Origin of the sequence: Methanobrevibacter sp. TMH8, assembly GCF_020148105.1 — an archaeon.
In the GTDB taxonomy this organism is placed as follows: Archaea; Methanobacteriota; Methanobacteria; order Methanobacteriales; family Methanobacteriaceae; genus Methanobinarius.
This window is the reverse complement of sequence record NZ_JAHLZE010000023.1, coordinates 57,619-73,804: the sequence shown is the minus strand read 5'-3', so window position 1 is coordinate 73,804 and position 16,186 is coordinate 57,619. Positions and strand designations below refer to the sequence as shown.

The following is a 16,186-nucleotide window of genomic DNA, read 5'->3' as shown; positions in this document are numbered from 1 at the left end:
AATCAAGGTGAAAAAACAAACATAAAGGTAACTTTAAAAGATACTGATGGAAACATATTGAAAGGTAAAAAGATTTCATTAACTATTAACAAGAGAACTTATACAGCAACTACAAATAATAAAGGAATAGCTGTCTTCAAAATATCTGGTTTAAAAGGAGGAAAACATAAATTCTCTGTAAAATTCACAGGAGACAACAACTACAAAGCTCTAACTATTTCAAAAATACAAAAAGTCAACCCTAAAACAGACTTAGGAATCACATCAATCAAAAAATTGTCTTTTAAGAAAAGAATATCAACATATAGAGTTACAATAGCCAATACTGGAAGTTTAAAATCTAAAGCTACTGTTTTAGCTCTTTTCCATATGAGAAAAGGAGTTAAAATCAAAACTAAATACATCAAAATCAAACCAATAGCACCAGGTAAGAAAATATCAATCATCCTCAGCTACTTCCCCGACAGGGCAAATCACAGATACTGCATAGCACATTTCCAAGTAGATCCAAAGAACATAAACAAAGAAATAATATTAGCTAACAACAAAAAATCAATTAGCTTAAAACATTAAACAAAAAACAAAAATAAATAATTTATTTGAGATATGATTAACTTTCATATCTCATTTTTTTATTTTTTTATTAGTTTCACTTTTTTTTTAAAAAATTGATGACGATTCATAAAATTTTTTTCTTTTCTTTTTTGAGATTTAGGGATTTATATGGGTTGTTTTTATTTGTTTCATTGTATATTCTTTTTAGGTTATGTGAAATTCTTATTAATAATAAAAGCAAAAAAGAAAAAAATATGAGTCCTCCTCTGTTTTATTTTATTTATTTTTATATTCAATTGATTTTATATTTTTTTTATTTATTTTGTAGTTAATTTTAATTAGATAATTTTTTTAATATTTATAAATATATATGTATATAAAAACTCTATTTAATTAGAATATTTATTTGTGAATAGTAATATTATTAAGTAATATTAGACAATATTATAAATGAAGTATCTATAAAATGAATTAGCATAAAATGAATTAATTACAATAGAATTAATTTTATATAGATTAACTTAATGGATTAACTTAATGATTTATTTAATAAATTAATTTAAATATACTAATCGATGGATAAGCAGATTAATAAGTGATAATATGAAAATAGGAGTATCAACTTTAGCTATCAATAATAATGAATTATATGAAAATTTAAAAATTCTTGAAGAATTGAATATAGATTATATTGAAATATTACTAGAATATCCAAATTCTAACATTGATACTGATCTTTTAAATTCATTTAATTTTACTTATACAGTTCATTCTCCTATAATTGATTTAAATATAGCTTCATTAAACAAATCAATTCAAATGACTTCTATTAATGAGATTGTTAAATCTATTGGTTTAGCTAATAGTCTTGATAGTGATATTGTTGTAGTTCATCCAGGATCTGTTCCTTTTTTGGCTCGTAATCATCTTGACAAAGTTTTAGCTAAGTGCCGTGAATCACTTGTAACTTTAGATAATTATGCAAAAGATAATGGTGTATCTTTAGCTGTTGAGAATATGCCAAATATTGATAGTTTTCTTTATAAAGATATTAATGAATTAAATAAATTATTGAACAATTTGGATATGTCTATGACTCTTGATATTGGTCATGGTGCTGTTACTGGGTTTTCAGAAAATCAAATGTATTTTGATTCAGTTAAACACATACATCTATCAGATAATAACCATGATCATGATATGCACTATGGTTTAGGTGAAGGATCTATTGATTTTAAAACTATTATCGATATTTTTGAGAAAAATAAATATGATGGAATATATGTTATTGAAGTAAATAACATGGAATCAGTTATTAAAAGTATTGAATATTTAAAAAAATTGAATATTTAAAAGTATTGGATATTTAAAAATTGAATATTTTTTAATAGGAATAAATAAAAATTAGAATGTAATGAAAATTTAATATAAATTGTTTAATATCATTAAATTAAATATTTTTAAAATTAAAATATAAGAATAAATAGAAAATAATAAAATATTAATAAATACTAAAATTAATTAATATCCTTTAATAAAACAAAGAATAATTATATTTATAACTCTATTTAATAATAGAAATAGATAACTGTTTAGAAATAGATAAACATTATTTTATAATAATATAAAAATTATGAAAATTATGAAAAATTATGATAATTATAAAATAATGATGATATATAATAATTATAAATAATAATAAATACTCATAATAATAATAATAATAAATTTTTAATGATAATTTAATTTAACTTAATTTAAATGACTCTTATTTGTAGGTAAAAATATGATATGGAATAAAGAAGCAGAATGTATGTCTAGAGAGGATTTAAGAGAAATTCAACTAAAAAAGCTACAAAAAACTGTTAAAAAAGCTTATGAATGTGTACCATATTATAATAAAAAATATACTGAATTAGGTGTGTTTCCTGAAGATATTGAAACACTTGAAGATATAATAAAACTTCCATTTACTACAAAAGATGATCTTAGAGAAAGTTATCCTTTTGGAATGTTTGCTGTTCCTCCAAAAGATATAATTGAAGTCCATAGTTCTTCTGGAACTACTGGAAAGCCAGTTGTTTCTGGATATACAAAAAAAGATCTTGAAATTTGGAGTGAAATAATGGCAAGAGGACTTACTATGATGGGTGTTGATGAAGAAGATATTATTCAAAATACTCATGGTTATGGTCTATTTACTGGAGGATTCGGAGTTCATTATGGTGCTCAAAAAGTTGGTTCTATTGTTGTTCCAATTTCAACTGGTCAAACAAGAAGGCAAATTGAGATTATGAGCGATTTTGGAACTTCAGTGATGATTTTTACTCCTTCTTATGGTCTTTACTTGGCGGAAGTAGCTAAAGAAGAAGGAATTGATCCAAAATCTATTGGTTTAAAAGCTATTGGATTTGGTGCAGAGATGTGGACTAAAGAAATGAGAGAAAAAATTGAAAGTGAATTTAATGCTCCTGCTTTCAATATTTATGGCCTTACTGAAATTATGGGTCCTGGTGTAGCTGTTGAATGTATTTCTCAAAAAGGATTACATATTTCTGAAGATTATTTTTTACCTGAAATTATTGATTCAAAAACTGGTAATCCTCTTAATGAAGGTGAAAGAGGTGAGCTAGTATTAACTAATCTTAATCGTGAAGGGATGCCGATAATCCGTTTTAGAACCAAAGATATTACCTCTCTTTATCATGAAAAATGTGATTGTGGAAGAACTTTTGTAAGAATGGAAAGAATTACTGGTAGATCTGATGATATGATTAAAGTTAAAGGAGTAGCTATTTTCCCTTCACAAATCGAAAAAGCATTACTTAAAATTGAAAATGTTGAACCTCATTATCAAATAATTGTAACTAGGCCACATTTAATGGATGAAATTGAAGTAAAAGTTGAAGCTTCTCCAGATATTTTCTTTGATGAAGTTAAAGAAATGGTAAATATTAAAAAGAAAATTGAGAATTATATAGAAAATGAAATTGGTTTAAGAGTTAAAGTTTCTCTTGTTGAACCAAAAAGCATTCCAAGAAGTGAAGGTAAAGCTGTTAGAGTAATAGATAAAAGGAATTTACATTAATTAGATTTAGATTAAAAATTTTATAAAATTTATAAATTATATAAATTTTAAATTAATTGAATAATATTGAATAATAAAAAGGATTTTTTGAATTTATATAAAGGAGAATTAAGATGAAAATTAGTCAATTATCAATATTCTTAGAAAATAAAGAAGGAAGATTATGGAATGCATTGGATGCATTAGCTATTGGTGGAATAAACATTAGGGCATTATCATTAGCTGATACTTCTGAATTTGGAATTTTAAGACTTATTGTTCAAGATCCTGAAAAAGCTAAAAAGATTCTTGAAGATAATAATTTTATTGTAAAAATTATTGAAGTTGCTGGAATTGAATTAGATGATACTCCAGGAGGTCTTGCTACTGTTTTAAAAATATTAAATGATAATAATATTAATCTTGAATATTTATATGCATTTACTCATGAAAAAACAGAAAAAGCAATATTGTTACTTCAATCTAATGATTTAAATTTACTTTTAAAAGTTTTGAAAGAAAATAACGTTTCTATAGTTCCTCCAGAAGAAGTTTATAATTTATAAATATTACTATTTATATAAATTTTAATATAAACCAATTCAGACTAAATTAAATCATTTATTCATTAAATCGTTAAAAATATATAGTTAAATCAATATATAATTATATTAATTATATAATCATAAATTATTAACATTATATTAATTATATTATATTAGAAATTATTGTATAATATACTTGTATAATATATTTGAATTTAAAAATTAGAGACATAGGAATATTTGAAAATTAGAGACATATGAAAATATTGCACAAGGTGTTAATATGGATAGATATTGTACTGAATGTGGTCAAAAAATTGAAGATGGGAGTGAATTTTGTTCTAATTGTGGAACTAAAATCCTTGATGAGGAAGAAACAACAAAAACATATGAACCTCAAGTTGTTGTAAAAAATGAGAAAAATCCTGGTTTAGCTGCTGTTTTATCATTTTTAATAATTGGATTAGGGCAAATATATAATGGAGAAATAGCTAAAGGATTAATTCTTTTAATTGTATCTTATATATGTATTGCATTGTTCTTTTTAATTATTCCTCCAATTATAGGAGTAGTTTTATGGATATATGCTATATATGATGCTTATAATACTGCTAAAGGCATCAATGAAGGAACTATTAATGCTAATTGAAACATGTTTATTAGAACATTTTATTGGAATATTAAAACAATAATTTAATTAATATTGTCAATGTTTATTTTTATAATATTTCAATTTTTATTAAATAATATTTTTTTATTTATTTGTATAATCTTCTAATTTTTATTTAATTAATATTTCAATTATTTATTTATATTGATTTTAAAACTAATATTTTTATAAGCTGGTTTACAACAAGAAATAACTTCTTCAGTTCTAACTGAATATGATGAATATTCTTTGAAAAGTTTATTTAATTGATTTTCTACTTTATCTAATTTATTATAATCTAAAACAGCTATATTTCCTAAAAATGAAGTTTGATAATTTAAATTAATAACAGTAAGATTATGAATTTCTGGAATATCATTTTCAATCAAGATATTATTAATTTTATTAATTATTTCATCTTTAATTTCATTTTTTTTCTCATCTGACATAATATCTTGTCCTATTACTATTATTTATCAGTTTCATCTATATTATTATTTTAATTTTTATTTTTTATATTTTTACTCTATTTATTTTTTATAATTTTTTTATAAGATAAAATTATATAAAATTACATAAAATATTATATAATATTATAATTTTTTAAATTTTTTATAAATATATAATATTTTAAATTTTTTATAATATTTGATATTATCTTATTCAATTTTCACTTAAATTAATAATTCTTTCACTTTTTATAATTTCAGTTAATTCATGGGCATTTTCATTTGAAGGGTCTATTATTAAAGATTTTCTTAAAAATTTCAAAGCTCCTTTAGAATCTCCTTGTTCATTTAATATCAATCCTAAAAGATACCAAGCATCTGAATTATTAGAATCATTATCAATTATATAAATTAATATATCTTTTGCAAAGCTATAATTTTTTTCTTTAATAAATTTTAATGCTTCTTTAAAGTCTGATTGGAGTTTATTATTCTCATTAGTATTAATTTTAGAATTTTTACTTATATCATTATTTTTACTTATATTTCCTTCAATATTCTTTTCATTAGTAATATTATAACCAATATTAGAATTTTTTAGATCAATTTGATTAATTTTATTCAAAATATTATTTTGCTCTTCAAAATTTGTTTCATTATCAATATAACTTAAAATATAGCTAGTAGCATCCTTGTGAAGTGGTTTATTTTCATTTCCACATTTAGGAGAGTATATACATGATGGACATCCAGATTCACATTGGCAAGTGTCGATAAGACTTTTTGTAGACTGTACAAGTTGATTGAAAACTTCCAATGCTTTTTCACAGATTCCAATTCCCCCTTCATAAGCATCATAAATAAATATTGTAGCTTCTTGAGTATCTGGATGGTAATTAGTTGAAAGACCTCCTATATCAAATCTATCACACATAACATGAAGGGGATAAAGGCCAATAATAGCATGTTCTACACCATGAAGTCCTCCAGCAAAAACATCATTTTCTTCAAATTTATCTTCAAGTATATCTTTAATTTTTTCAGGAATTGTAAACCAAATTCCTTTTGTTTTAAACTTTAATGGTGGAAGGTCTAAATTAAAAGTTCCCAAAGATTTTGAAAAATGCATCTTCTTATATTTATGGAAATCTTCTGAAACCTCTAATTCTCCAAAATGAACAGTAAAATCTCCAACTTTTTCATTTTTTATCTTAGATTTGATCTTAATATCAACATCTTTTAAAACAATAGTATGATAATCAACAGCTTGTTTATATACATTTACATATTTGGAGTGTAAATCCACATTGTTAACAATATATGTTTCTCCTTTATTAATCAAAACTGCACCTTCATGAGCTTCCCTATATACTTGAGCTCTTTCCATTGTTTCAAGAAGATTTTGATTGTAATTACTCTTTTTATTATTTTTATAATTATTATCAGTATTATCATTCACAGTATTATCATTTGCATTACTATCATTTGAAGTGTTATTAGTACTATTAGATCTATTCATGACCATAACTTTAAATGAATCATTAGATAGCTGATCTAAAGAATGTTTAAATGATGCTTCATCATCATGGTATATATATTGTTCTCTTTTATTCTTTACCAATTCTTTACTTTCAAGGAGTTTATTTATACTATTTTCTTCTATGTTAAAAATTGATTCAATTTCATCTTTTTTAATAGGAAGTTCATTAGCTGCACATAATAAATGTGATTTAGCAATGAGTTTATTATTTAAATCAACTATTGCATTTTCATGAGGCTTATCAAAGAAAAACTCAGGATTTTTCATAAAATATTGATCAAGCTGATTTTCAAAAGCTAACAATATAACAATAGATTTTTGATTTTCTCTTCCAGCTCGTCCTGCTTGTTGCCATGTAGAAATCATTGTTCCAGGATATCCTGAAATTATAACTGCATCAAGTGACCCAATATTAATTCCAAGCTCAAGAGCATTTGTACAAGTAACCCCCAGATATTTTCTACTTTTTAATCCCTCTTCAATTTCTCTTCTCTCACTAGCTAAATACCCTGCTCTATATGCAGTTATTTTTTCAGCTAAAGGTCTTTTATATTGTGCCATGTCTTTTTTAGCCCACATAGCTATTAATTCAGTTATCTTTCGTGATACAGTAAAACAAAGTGTTTGTATATCTTTTAATAGTAGATACAATAAAATCATTTCAGTTTCTTGGTGAATTGATAAACCATCAGTAATTTTTTCTCCTTTATCATTATCATTAGCTATTATATCTTTAGCTATTGCATCTTCAATAAATTGCTCATCAAAATTTCCTTTGTTTTCATCAATAACTCTATTTTTTTTCACATTTTTATAAAATGGATTATAAAAAATAAAATCTTTCTCACCACTTGGAGAGGTATCTTTATCAATTAAATGAAAATCTTCACCTACAAGCTTATTTGCAAGTTCAACTGGGTTTGCAAGAGTAGCTGATGAAAGAATAAATTGAGGGGAAGAACCATAAAAATTAGCTATTCTTTTCAATCTCCTTATTAAAAAAGCAACATTAGATCCAAAAACTCCTTTATAATAATGAGCTTCATCAATTACAATATATTTTAAATTACTGTAAAATCGGTTCCATTGGTGATGCCAAGAAAGAATATGGTGTATTTGATAAGGATTTGTTAAAACTATTCTGGAATTCTGTCGAATCCCATATTTTTTATTTTTTGGTGTATCACCATCATAAGTAGCTGGTTTAATTTTTAAATCTAGATCTTTTTCAAGATCTTTTAAAATATTTAATTGATCATTAGATAGAGCTTTTGCAGGATAAATATACATTGCAGTTGCATCTTTATTTTTAATCATTGTTTCCATTATTGGTAGATTAAAAGCAAGTGTTTTACCAGATGCAGTAGGTGTAGTAATTATAATGTTTTTTCCATTTTGGATTTTATTATAAGCAAGAGTTTGATGTTTATAAAGCTTAATTTTTTTATTTTCAAGATAATTAGCTATTTTTTGATGAGGATGTGTCAATTCTCTATAAATAGCTTTTTTTCCAGGTATTGTTTCAATATGAGCTATTTTTTGACGAAATCTAATATCGTTTTTAAATTTATCAATAGCTAATTTTTTCATAATAATCAATAATTATTTTATAATATATAATAAAAAAATTCCATATTTTAATATATTTTGAATTTTTAATGTTTATTTTATTATTAGGATTATACTATAAATGTTAAAATTAATAGCTATCCTAAAATATATTAAAATATTATATTATGATAAAACATTAGTGTATAATTAAATAAATACTTTACTTAAAGATTTTCTTGAATATTAAAAATAATACTTTTCATTAGCTTGGAAATAATTGATATTATAATTGATATTATCAATATAAATAAATATTATTAATAAAAGTAATAATATAAAATTATAATATAAAATATGAAATAAATATAATAAAAATATTTTTAAATATTTTATAAATATTCTTAATAATCTTGAAATATCTTTAAATATTTACTGATAATATGATTAGCTATTCTCAATTTGAAAATATTGTTGTTAATGAATTAAAAAGAGATATCTCTTCAAATAAAGATCAACAAAAAGCAATTTCATCTGAAAAAGACCAGTCTTTATTTATAGTAGCTGGGCCTGGTTCAGGGAAAACCACAGTTATGGTATTGAAGATTTTAAAATTCATATTTGTTGATGATATTAATCCAAATGAGATTCTAGCTACTACCTTCACACGAAAAGCAGCTAATGAACTTAATTCAAGAATATTAAGTTGGGGAGATGAAATCAAAAAACATCTTTATAAAACGCTAACTGATAAAAAAAAGATTAATCAACTTAATAGAATTGACTTTAATCAGATAATCACTGGTACTATTGATAGTATAGCTGAAGAGATACTTAGAATACATAGGGATCCTGGAACAAATTTACCTGCAGTTATTGAAGATTTTGTTTCTAATTCAGCTATGATTAGCTCAGGTTTATTTAATAAAGATAGATATTTAGATAAAGATTTGCAAAAATATTTAGGAACTATTAATTCTACTGAAGAAGTTAAAAATCCTTCTACAATGAGTAATCTATTATTAGATATTAAAAATAGACTATATTATGATCAAGTTGATTTTAAAGAGCTAATTATGAATGAAAATTCAGAAGGTTCAAAAATAGCTTTGGAGGCTATATCTGATTATTTCAATGAGCTTAAAAAAAGAAATATACTTGATTTTTCAATGTTAGAATCTAAATTTTTAAATTGGTTAAGTTCTGGAAAATTAGATATTTTTTTAAAAGAAATTAAAATTGTTTTAATAGATGAATATCAAGATACTAATTTACTTCAAGAAAAAATCTACTTTAAATTAGCTGAATCAGCTTTATCAAATGGTGGAAATGTTACTGTAGTTGGAGATGATGATCAATCCTTGTATCGTTTTAGAGGAGCTACTGTAGATTTATTCACTAATTTCATTGAAAGAGCAAAAAAACAATTAAATATCGATGTAATTGAAGTGAATTTATCTCATAACTACAGATCTAGTGAAGATATTGTTAATTTATGTAATCGTTTTGTTGAATTAGATGAAGATTATCAATCTGCTCGTGTGAAAGAAAAACCTAAAATTGAATTTTCTAGAGTTAATAATGAAGATTTTGCTGATAAAGAACAAATTCAGCTTAATAAAGTGAGTAATCAAAAATCTGTTCCTGTTTTGGGAATGTTTAGACAAAATCAAGAAATATTAGCTAAAGATTTATCAATATTAATTAAAGATTTAACTCATGGAAAGAATGTTAAAAAGAAAATAAAAAGGGTTTTAAAGTCTAATAAATCTAATGGTTATAATGACTTAAAAGATAAAGCAGTTAAAAATGAATTTATAAGTCTAAAACTTGATGAAAAAGAAGGATCTCCGTCAGATATAGCTATTTTAACTTATTCTCCTAAAGAAATGTCATATGGAAATCAGCTATTTCCTTATTATCTTAGAAAAAATTTAATGAACTTTAAAAACCCTGTTGAAGTTTTTAATCCTCGAGGTCAGGATCTTCAGGCATTAAAATCCGTGGGAGTTTTTTGTGGATTAATTCTTGAATGTATAGATCCAGAAGCTAAGTTTCAAAAATCTATTAAAAAAATTCCTAAGTTAGCTGAAAGAAACATGAATAAGTGGCGGAAATTAGCTATTGAATATATAACTACTAACCCTGAACCTGTTCGACCTGTTTCATTGGAAGACTTTGTGAATTGTTGGAAAACACGAAGACCTTTTGCACATAACCCTAATATATGGCCCGATAATGCAAGTTTAATTGAACTTGCTTATAAATTAATCACTTGGATTGATGAACTACAAGAAGATACTGAAGGTGTTGTTTATCTTGAAGCTATTGCTCAGACAATTACTCAAACTGGATTTTTCAATGAATATTCTGCTCAAATTCATTTTAAAAATGAACTTCTAGAAAGAAATTCTGTACAAGAAGCTATTTGGAATATTTTTGTTCCAATAGCTACTGGAGGAGTCTCAATTGATGAAAATCTTTTAGATACTTTACCTAATAATAGAATTAATATAATGTCTATTCATCAATCAAAAGGTTTAGAATTTCCACTTGTTATAGTTGATGTAGGATCTAGATTCCAAAAAAACAGAGTAAAAACATCATTTTTAAGGTTTCCTAAAGAAGGTGGTAAATCATCAAATCTTGAAGATAAAATTAGACCATATAGTCCCTTAGGAACTGGGGATAGAGATCCTAAAGATAGAGCTTTTGATGATTTAACACGTTTATATTTTGTTGCTTTTTCAAGAGCTCAAGATGTTTTATTGCTAGTTGGTTTGAATTCAGCTATTGATGGATACATTGCCAATGATAAAGAAATGAAAATACCTAACATTGCTTTAGGTTGGAAGAGAGATGAAGAATTTATAGGATTTGATGAAATTTATCTAATTTAATTTAAAACTTAATTAAATGAATTTATATAACTTAATAATATATCAATTATAATGAATTAACTAATACTCCAAAAATAAAATCAATTTAAGAATTTAAGGTGAAAAAATGAAATTATCTCCAAGGTCTAAATCATATATGATTCCAGAATATAGCTTAACTGGGGACTTATTATCATTTTTAACATGTAATCTTCAATATCGATACCAAAATAGAGGAACTTTACCTCCTTCTATGCCTATACAATTATGGTTTGGAGAATTTATTCATGGAGTAATGGAAGAATCATTTCTTAAATGGAAAAATAATAAAGATAAAGGATTAGATAAAAGATTTCCTTGGGATTGGAAAGAAGATATACGTCCTATTGAAGAAATGATTGATTTGAGATTAAGGGCAAGGGGACTTTATCCTCCTTTAGCTTATTTTTGTAAATATCAAAAAGAAGACTATATTAATAAAAATGATAATAAAAACAATAAAGACGATGATATTAGCTCTTCAATAGGTTTATGTAAAGATGAAAATCATCCTCATAAATTATTATATAGTGCAAGAGCTGAATCTTCCATAAATGTATGGGGTCCTGATTTATTTCCATTAATTGATTCAGCTGAAGTTTTAATTAAAGGTAAAAGACCTATGCCTAATTTTGATAATAATAAAAGTAGGTCAAATTATTATGGTATAAATGGAGTAATTGATGTTATAAGTTCCCTGCGAATTGATGAAAATGCTGATGATGATAATAATAGTATAATTAATTATTTAAAAAAAGATAAAGATTTTTCAAGAATATTAAATTCATTTGATTCTGATGAATATGAAATAATTATTGACTATAAGGGAATGAAGAGACCTCCATTAAAATCTCATAATTGGAAATATCATAAATGGCAATTATTAACTTATTCTTGGCTAAGATCCAAACAAAATGATTCTAAACCTGTGATTGCTGGGATAATTTTTTATTTAAATGAACTTGTTCCTTCAACTGAGGATTTAATAGCTATTAAACAAGATATCATAGATGGGAATAATGATGTGAAAATTACTCCATCAGAAGAATCTAGAATATTAGAGTGGGATGAAAATGAAGTTAACTATATTAAATTATCAGATAACTTTAAAAAAGATAGGTCAGTACGAACTATTGCTATCGAAGAAGAATCTATTTCAACTGCTCTTAAAAACTTTGATAATGTTGTTTATGATATAGAAAATTCAATTATAAGTGAAACAAATGGGACTCCTATCAAAAATGCTTGGGAAGCAAAAGGAGATAAAAGAACTTGTGATGCTTGTGATTTTAAAACCTTTTGTAATAAATCCAACTTAAATGAATTTAAAATTCCTTAGTATTCTTTTATTATTTTTATTCCTCTTTATTCTTTAAAATTCTTCAATTTCATTTTTTCACCTTAAATTCTTAAATTGATTTTATTTTTATTATATAATTAATTCTGATTTGTTTTGATTATAAAATTATTTTTATTGTAACAATTTTAAAATTTATATTATTATTAAAATTTAAATTGAATAGTAATAGTTAATAATGATAAAATAGATATTATTCTTAATATGAATTTTATTGAATAGAATTTCAGTATAAATTCTATACTTTTATAAAAATTAAATATAAATTTATTAATATACTAATTTGGAAGGCAGAATATGAGTAAAGTTAAACTTATATCATGGAATATCAATGGAATCAGAACTAGAGCTAAAAATAAAGAATTAAATCCAATTTTTGATGAAAATCCAGATATAATATTGTTTCAAGAAACAAAAGCAAAATACGATCAATTAGATACTAATTTAAAAAATATTGAAGGTTATAATTCTTATTTCACTCCAGGTGAATCAACTAGGTCTGGAGGAATAGCTACATTTTCAAAAATTAAACCAGTTTTAGTAAAGAAATTTTTTGATGTTCCAGATACTTCATTAAAAATGAAAGTTCAAAATTTTAAATTTGATAATTTTAGCTTGATTCATATTTATGCTCCTACTGGAACAGGATCTAAAGCTAATAAAGAAGCTAAGTTAGAATTTTTTAATAAATTACTTAATTTCGCTGAAAAACATAGAGATGATAATGTTATAATAGCTGGAGATTTTAATATTGCTCATAGTGAAAAAGATATCAGTGATCCAGAAAAATCAGCAAAAACTGTAACATTTTTAGAAGAAGAAAGAGCTATTTTAGATAAGATAGAAGAAATTGGTTTTGTAGATTCTTTCAGATTAATCAATCCAGATGAAACTACTTTTTCAGCCTGGAAATCTCAAAAAACTAAAGAGTCAGGTGAAGGTTCTCGTTTAGATTATTTCTTTGTTTCAAAAAATCTAAAAGATTCTATTAAAGAATCTAAAATATTGTCTGAAATCGAAGGTTCTAAACATGTACCTATAGAACTTGTTTTAGATATTTAATTATTATTAATTATATATCTTAATACTAATTTTTTATTTATTTTTTATATTTTAAATTAATTCATTATAATAAAATATTATTTTTTATCCGGAAGTTATCTGGAAGTCAAAAATTTAGACTAATATGAGATGCTTCTAATTTTAATTATACTATATTAAATTTTGAATTAATTAAATAACATCTATTTTCTTATTCCTTTTATAATTATTAATTGATCTCTCAGTTTAGCAGCTCTTTCAAAGTCTAAATTAGATGCAGCATCTTTCATATCTTCTTCTAGATCCTTTATTAACATTCTAAGTTCATCTTTAGGGATTTTCTTAAGATCAGCTGCATTTTTATCATATTTAACTTCTTCTTTTTTCTCTTTTAGTGATCTGAAAGTTGATTTAGGTTTAATATTATGTTTTTTATTGTAAGCTAATTGTACTTTTCTTCTCTGATTTGTAATATCAACAGAATTTTTAATAGAATCAGTCATTTCATCAGCATACATCAGAACTTGACCTTCAACATTTCTTGCAGCTCTTCCAATTGTTTGTATAAGGGATGTTTGAGATCTAAGAAAACCTTCTTTATCAGCATCAAGAATTCCTATAAGAGATACTTCAGGGAGATCTAAACCTTCCCTAAGTAAATTAACTCCTACAAGACAATCAAACTCTCCTCTTCGAAGATCATCAATAATATCAATTCTTTCTAAAGTATCAATCTCTGAATGAAGATATCTAACCTTAATACCAATTTTAGCATAATAATCAGTTAAATCTTCAGCCATTCTTTTTGTAAGAGTGGTTATTAAGACTCTTTGGTCCTTATCAATTCTTTTTCTAACTTCTCCTAGTAAATCTTCAACTTGATTTTTAGCTGGGCGAATAATAACTTCAGGGTCAACTAAACCAGTTGGTCTGATAATCTGCTCAACAATATTTAAACTTCTAGTCATTTCATAACTACCTGGAGTAGCTGAAACATAAAGGACTTGATTAACAGATTTTTCGAATTCATCAAATCTAAATGGCCTATTTTCTTTAGCTGAAGGAAGACGAAAACCATGTTCAACAAGTGTTTCTTTACGAGCCCTATCACCATTATACATTCCTCTAATTTGAGGAACAGTAACATGTGATTCATCAATTATAGTTAAAAAATCCTTTGGAAAATATTTAAGTAGAGTATAAGGCATTTCTCCCCAAGTTCTTCCTGAAAGGTGGAGTGAATAATTTTCTACACCTGGACAATATCCCATCTCTTGCAACATTTCAAGGTCAAAACGTGTTCTTTGTTCAAGTCTTTGAGCTTCAACTAATTTATTTTGTATTTTTAGTTCATTGAGACGAGAATCAAGCTCTTCTCTAATATCTCTAAGAGCATTATTCATACGTTCTTCAGCTACTACAAAGTGTTTTGCAGGGAAAAGAGTATATCTTTCAAGATTTTCAATTTTTTTACCAGTAACTTTATCCACAATAGCTATTGAATCAATTTCATCACCAAAAAGTTCAATTCTAATAGGAGGGGTGCCATGAACAGGATTAACTTCAATTACATCTCCTCTAACTCTAAATTGACCAGTATCAAATTCAATATCATTTCTTTCATATTGCATATGAATTAAACGAGATAATATTTCTCCTCTATCTAATATATCTCCTCTAGATATTGAAAGTGCAAACTCTCCATAGTCTTCAGGAGAACCTATACCATAAATACATGAAACACTTGAGACAACAATAACATCATCACGAGAAAGAAGAGATTGTGTAGCAGAATGTCTCATTCTATCAATTTCTTCATTTATTGAAGCTTCTTTATCAATAAATGTATCAGTTCTTGGAACATAAGCTTCAGGTTGATAATAATCATAATAACTTACAAAATATTCAACTGCATTATCTGGAAAAAATTCTTTAAATTCTTCATATAGTTGAGCAGCAAGTGTTTTATTGTGAGAAATAATAAGTGTTGGTTTTTGAACCTCTTCAATAACATTAGCCATAGTAAAAGTCTTTCCAGAACCAGTTACTCCAAGTAAAGTTTGTTCATGGAATCCTTTTTTAATTCCATTTGTAAGTGATTTAATAGCTTTTGGTTGATCACCAAGAGGTTTATAATCTGATGAAATTTCAAATTTTTTCATAATATCCTTTAAATTTTTAAATTACATAATAATTACATAATAATTATCCAATATTAATGTATATTTATATATAATTAAATGTAAAATTTATTAATTAAATTATAATTCATTGATTTATATTACTAATAATTAATATATAAAAATATATTTATATATTCTTTCATAAAATTTATTTTAAATTTTAATATATTTCTAAGTTTTCCTAGTTAATGATAACTAATTATAAATAATTATAGTAATTATAATAGTTATGTAAAATTATGATATTATTTTTGAGAAAATTTAAATATAATGTATAGATATAATGTATAACTAGAATTTTTATTAATAAAAAATAATATAATATATAAATAAA

At 24.5% G+C, this 16,186-nt stretch carries 11 protein-coding genes; 8 read left to right on the top strand and 3 right to left on the bottom strand.

Going from position 1 to position 16,186, the window contains the following annotated elements:
* The 5 genes from KQY27_RS05070 to KQY27_RS05050 form a co-directional block, all read left to right on the top strand.
* On the top strand, positions 1-573 hold a 573-nt coding region (locus tag KQY27_RS05070), incomplete at its 5' end, for an Ig-like domain-containing protein (protein WP_224425492.1).
* A gap of 585 nt (positions 574-1,158) precedes the next feature.
* Positions 1,159-1,908 (top strand): sugar phosphate isomerase/epimerase, encoded by a 750-nt coding sequence (locus tag KQY27_RS05065; RefSeq protein ID WP_224425491.1) that lies wholly within the window; start codon positions 1,159-1,161, stop codon positions 1,906-1,908.
* Between the two features lie 433 nt (positions 1,909-2,341).
* Positions 2,342-3,643, top strand: coding sequence for a phenylacetate--CoA ligase (locus tag KQY27_RS05060; protein WP_224425490.1), 1,302 nt, complete (start codon positions 2,342-2,344; stop codon positions 3,641-3,643).
* A 113-nt stretch (positions 3,644-3,756) separates the two neighbouring features.
* Positions 3,757-4,188, top strand: coding sequence for an ACT domain-containing protein (locus tag KQY27_RS05055; protein WP_224425489.1), 432 nt, complete (start codon positions 3,757-3,759; stop codon positions 4,186-4,188).
* Between the two features lie 262 nt (positions 4,189-4,450).
* On the top strand, positions 4,451-4,816 hold the full coding sequence (locus tag KQY27_RS05050) for a zinc-ribbon domain-containing protein (RefSeq protein ID WP_224425488.1): 366 nt from the start codon (positions 4,451-4,453) through the stop codon (positions 4,814-4,816).
* A 152-nt stretch (positions 4,817-4,968) separates the two neighbouring features.
* Here KQY27_RS05050 and KQY27_RS05045 read toward each other — a convergent pair whose 3' ends face one another.
* The gene (locus KQY27_RS05045) at positions 4,969-5,265 is read right to left on the bottom strand and encodes a hypothetical protein (RefSeq protein ID WP_224425487.1); all 297 of its coding nucleotides are present in this window, start codon (positions 5,263-5,265) and stop codon (positions 4,969-4,971) included.
* Between the two features lie 214 nt (positions 5,266-5,479).
* Positions 5,480-8,395: a DEAD/DEAH box helicase gene (locus KQY27_RS05040; RefSeq protein ID WP_224425486.1), complete on the bottom strand. Its 2,916-nt coding sequence runs from the start codon at positions 8,393-8,395 to the stop codon at positions 5,480-5,482.
* A gap of 401 nt (positions 8,396-8,796) precedes the next feature.
* Between KQY27_RS05040 and KQY27_RS05035 the strand changes: the two genes are divergently transcribed.
* From KQY27_RS05035 to KQY27_RS05025, 3 genes are all read left to right on the top strand, one after another.
* The gene (locus KQY27_RS05035) at positions 8,797-11,253 is read left to right on the top strand and encodes a DEAD/DEAH box helicase (protein WP_224425485.1); all 2,457 of its coding nucleotides are present in this window, start codon (positions 8,797-8,799) and stop codon (positions 11,251-11,253) included.
* Between the two features lie 106 nt (positions 11,254-11,359).
* The gene (locus KQY27_RS05030) at positions 11,360-12,610 is read left to right on the top strand and encodes a PD-(D/E)XK nuclease family protein (RefSeq protein WP_224425484.1); all 1,251 of its coding nucleotides are present in this window, start codon (positions 11,360-11,362) and stop codon (positions 12,608-12,610) included.
* A 315-nt stretch (positions 12,611-12,925) separates the two neighbouring features.
* Positions 12,926-13,690, top strand: coding sequence for an exodeoxyribonuclease III (locus KQY27_RS05025; RefSeq protein ID WP_224425483.1), 765 nt, complete (start codon positions 12,926-12,928; stop codon positions 13,688-13,690).
* Between the two features lie 182 nt (positions 13,691-13,872).
* On the opposite strand, the gene uvrB is transcribed toward KQY27_RS05025, so the two are convergent.
* Positions 13,873-15,831 carry an excinuclease ABC subunit UvrB gene (uvrB, locus tag KQY27_RS05020; protein WP_224425482.1) on the bottom strand — a complete coding sequence of 653 codons (1,959 nt, stop codon included), beginning with the start codon at positions 15,829-15,831 and terminating at the stop codon, positions 13,873-13,875.
* Positions 15,832-16,186: the final 355 nt, after the last annotated feature.

Bases quoted from the DNA above. Each gene is read 5' to 3' on its own strand.
- KQY27_RS05065 (WP_224425491.1), top strand. From the start codon at position 1,159: ATGAAAATAGGAGTATCAACTTTAGCTATCAATAATAATGAATTATAT.
- uvrB (WP_224425482.1), bottom strand. From the start codon at position 15,831: ATGAAAAAATTTGAAATTTCATCAGATTATAAACCTCTTGGTGATCAA.
- KQY27_RS05040 (WP_224425486.1), bottom strand. From the start codon at position 8,395: ATGAAAAAATTAGCTATTGATAAATTTAAAAACGATATTAGATTTCGT.
- KQY27_RS05025 (WP_224425483.1), top strand. From the start codon at position 12,926: ATGAGTAAAGTTAAACTTATATCATGGAATATCAATGGAATCAGAACT.
- KQY27_RS05055 (WP_224425489.1), top strand. From the start codon at position 3,757: ATGAAAATTAGTCAATTATCAATATTCTTAGAAAATAAAGAAGGAAGA.
- KQY27_RS05035 (WP_224425485.1), top strand. From the start codon at position 8,797: ATGATTAGCTATTCTCAATTTGAAAATATTGTTGTTAATGAATTAAAA.
- KQY27_RS05045 (WP_224425487.1), bottom strand. From the start codon at position 5,265: ATGTCAGATGAGAAAAAAAATGAAATTAAAGATGAAATAATTAATAAA.
- KQY27_RS05060 (WP_224425490.1), top strand. From the start codon at position 2,342: ATGATATGGAATAAAGAAGCAGAATGTATGTCTAGAGAGGATTTAAGA.
- KQY27_RS05050 (WP_224425488.1), top strand. From the start codon at position 4,451: ATGGATAGATATTGTACTGAATGTGGTCAAAAAATTGAAGATGGGAGT.
- KQY27_RS05030 (WP_224425484.1), top strand. From the start codon at position 11,360: ATGAAATTATCTCCAAGGTCTAAATCATATATGATTCCAGAATATAGC.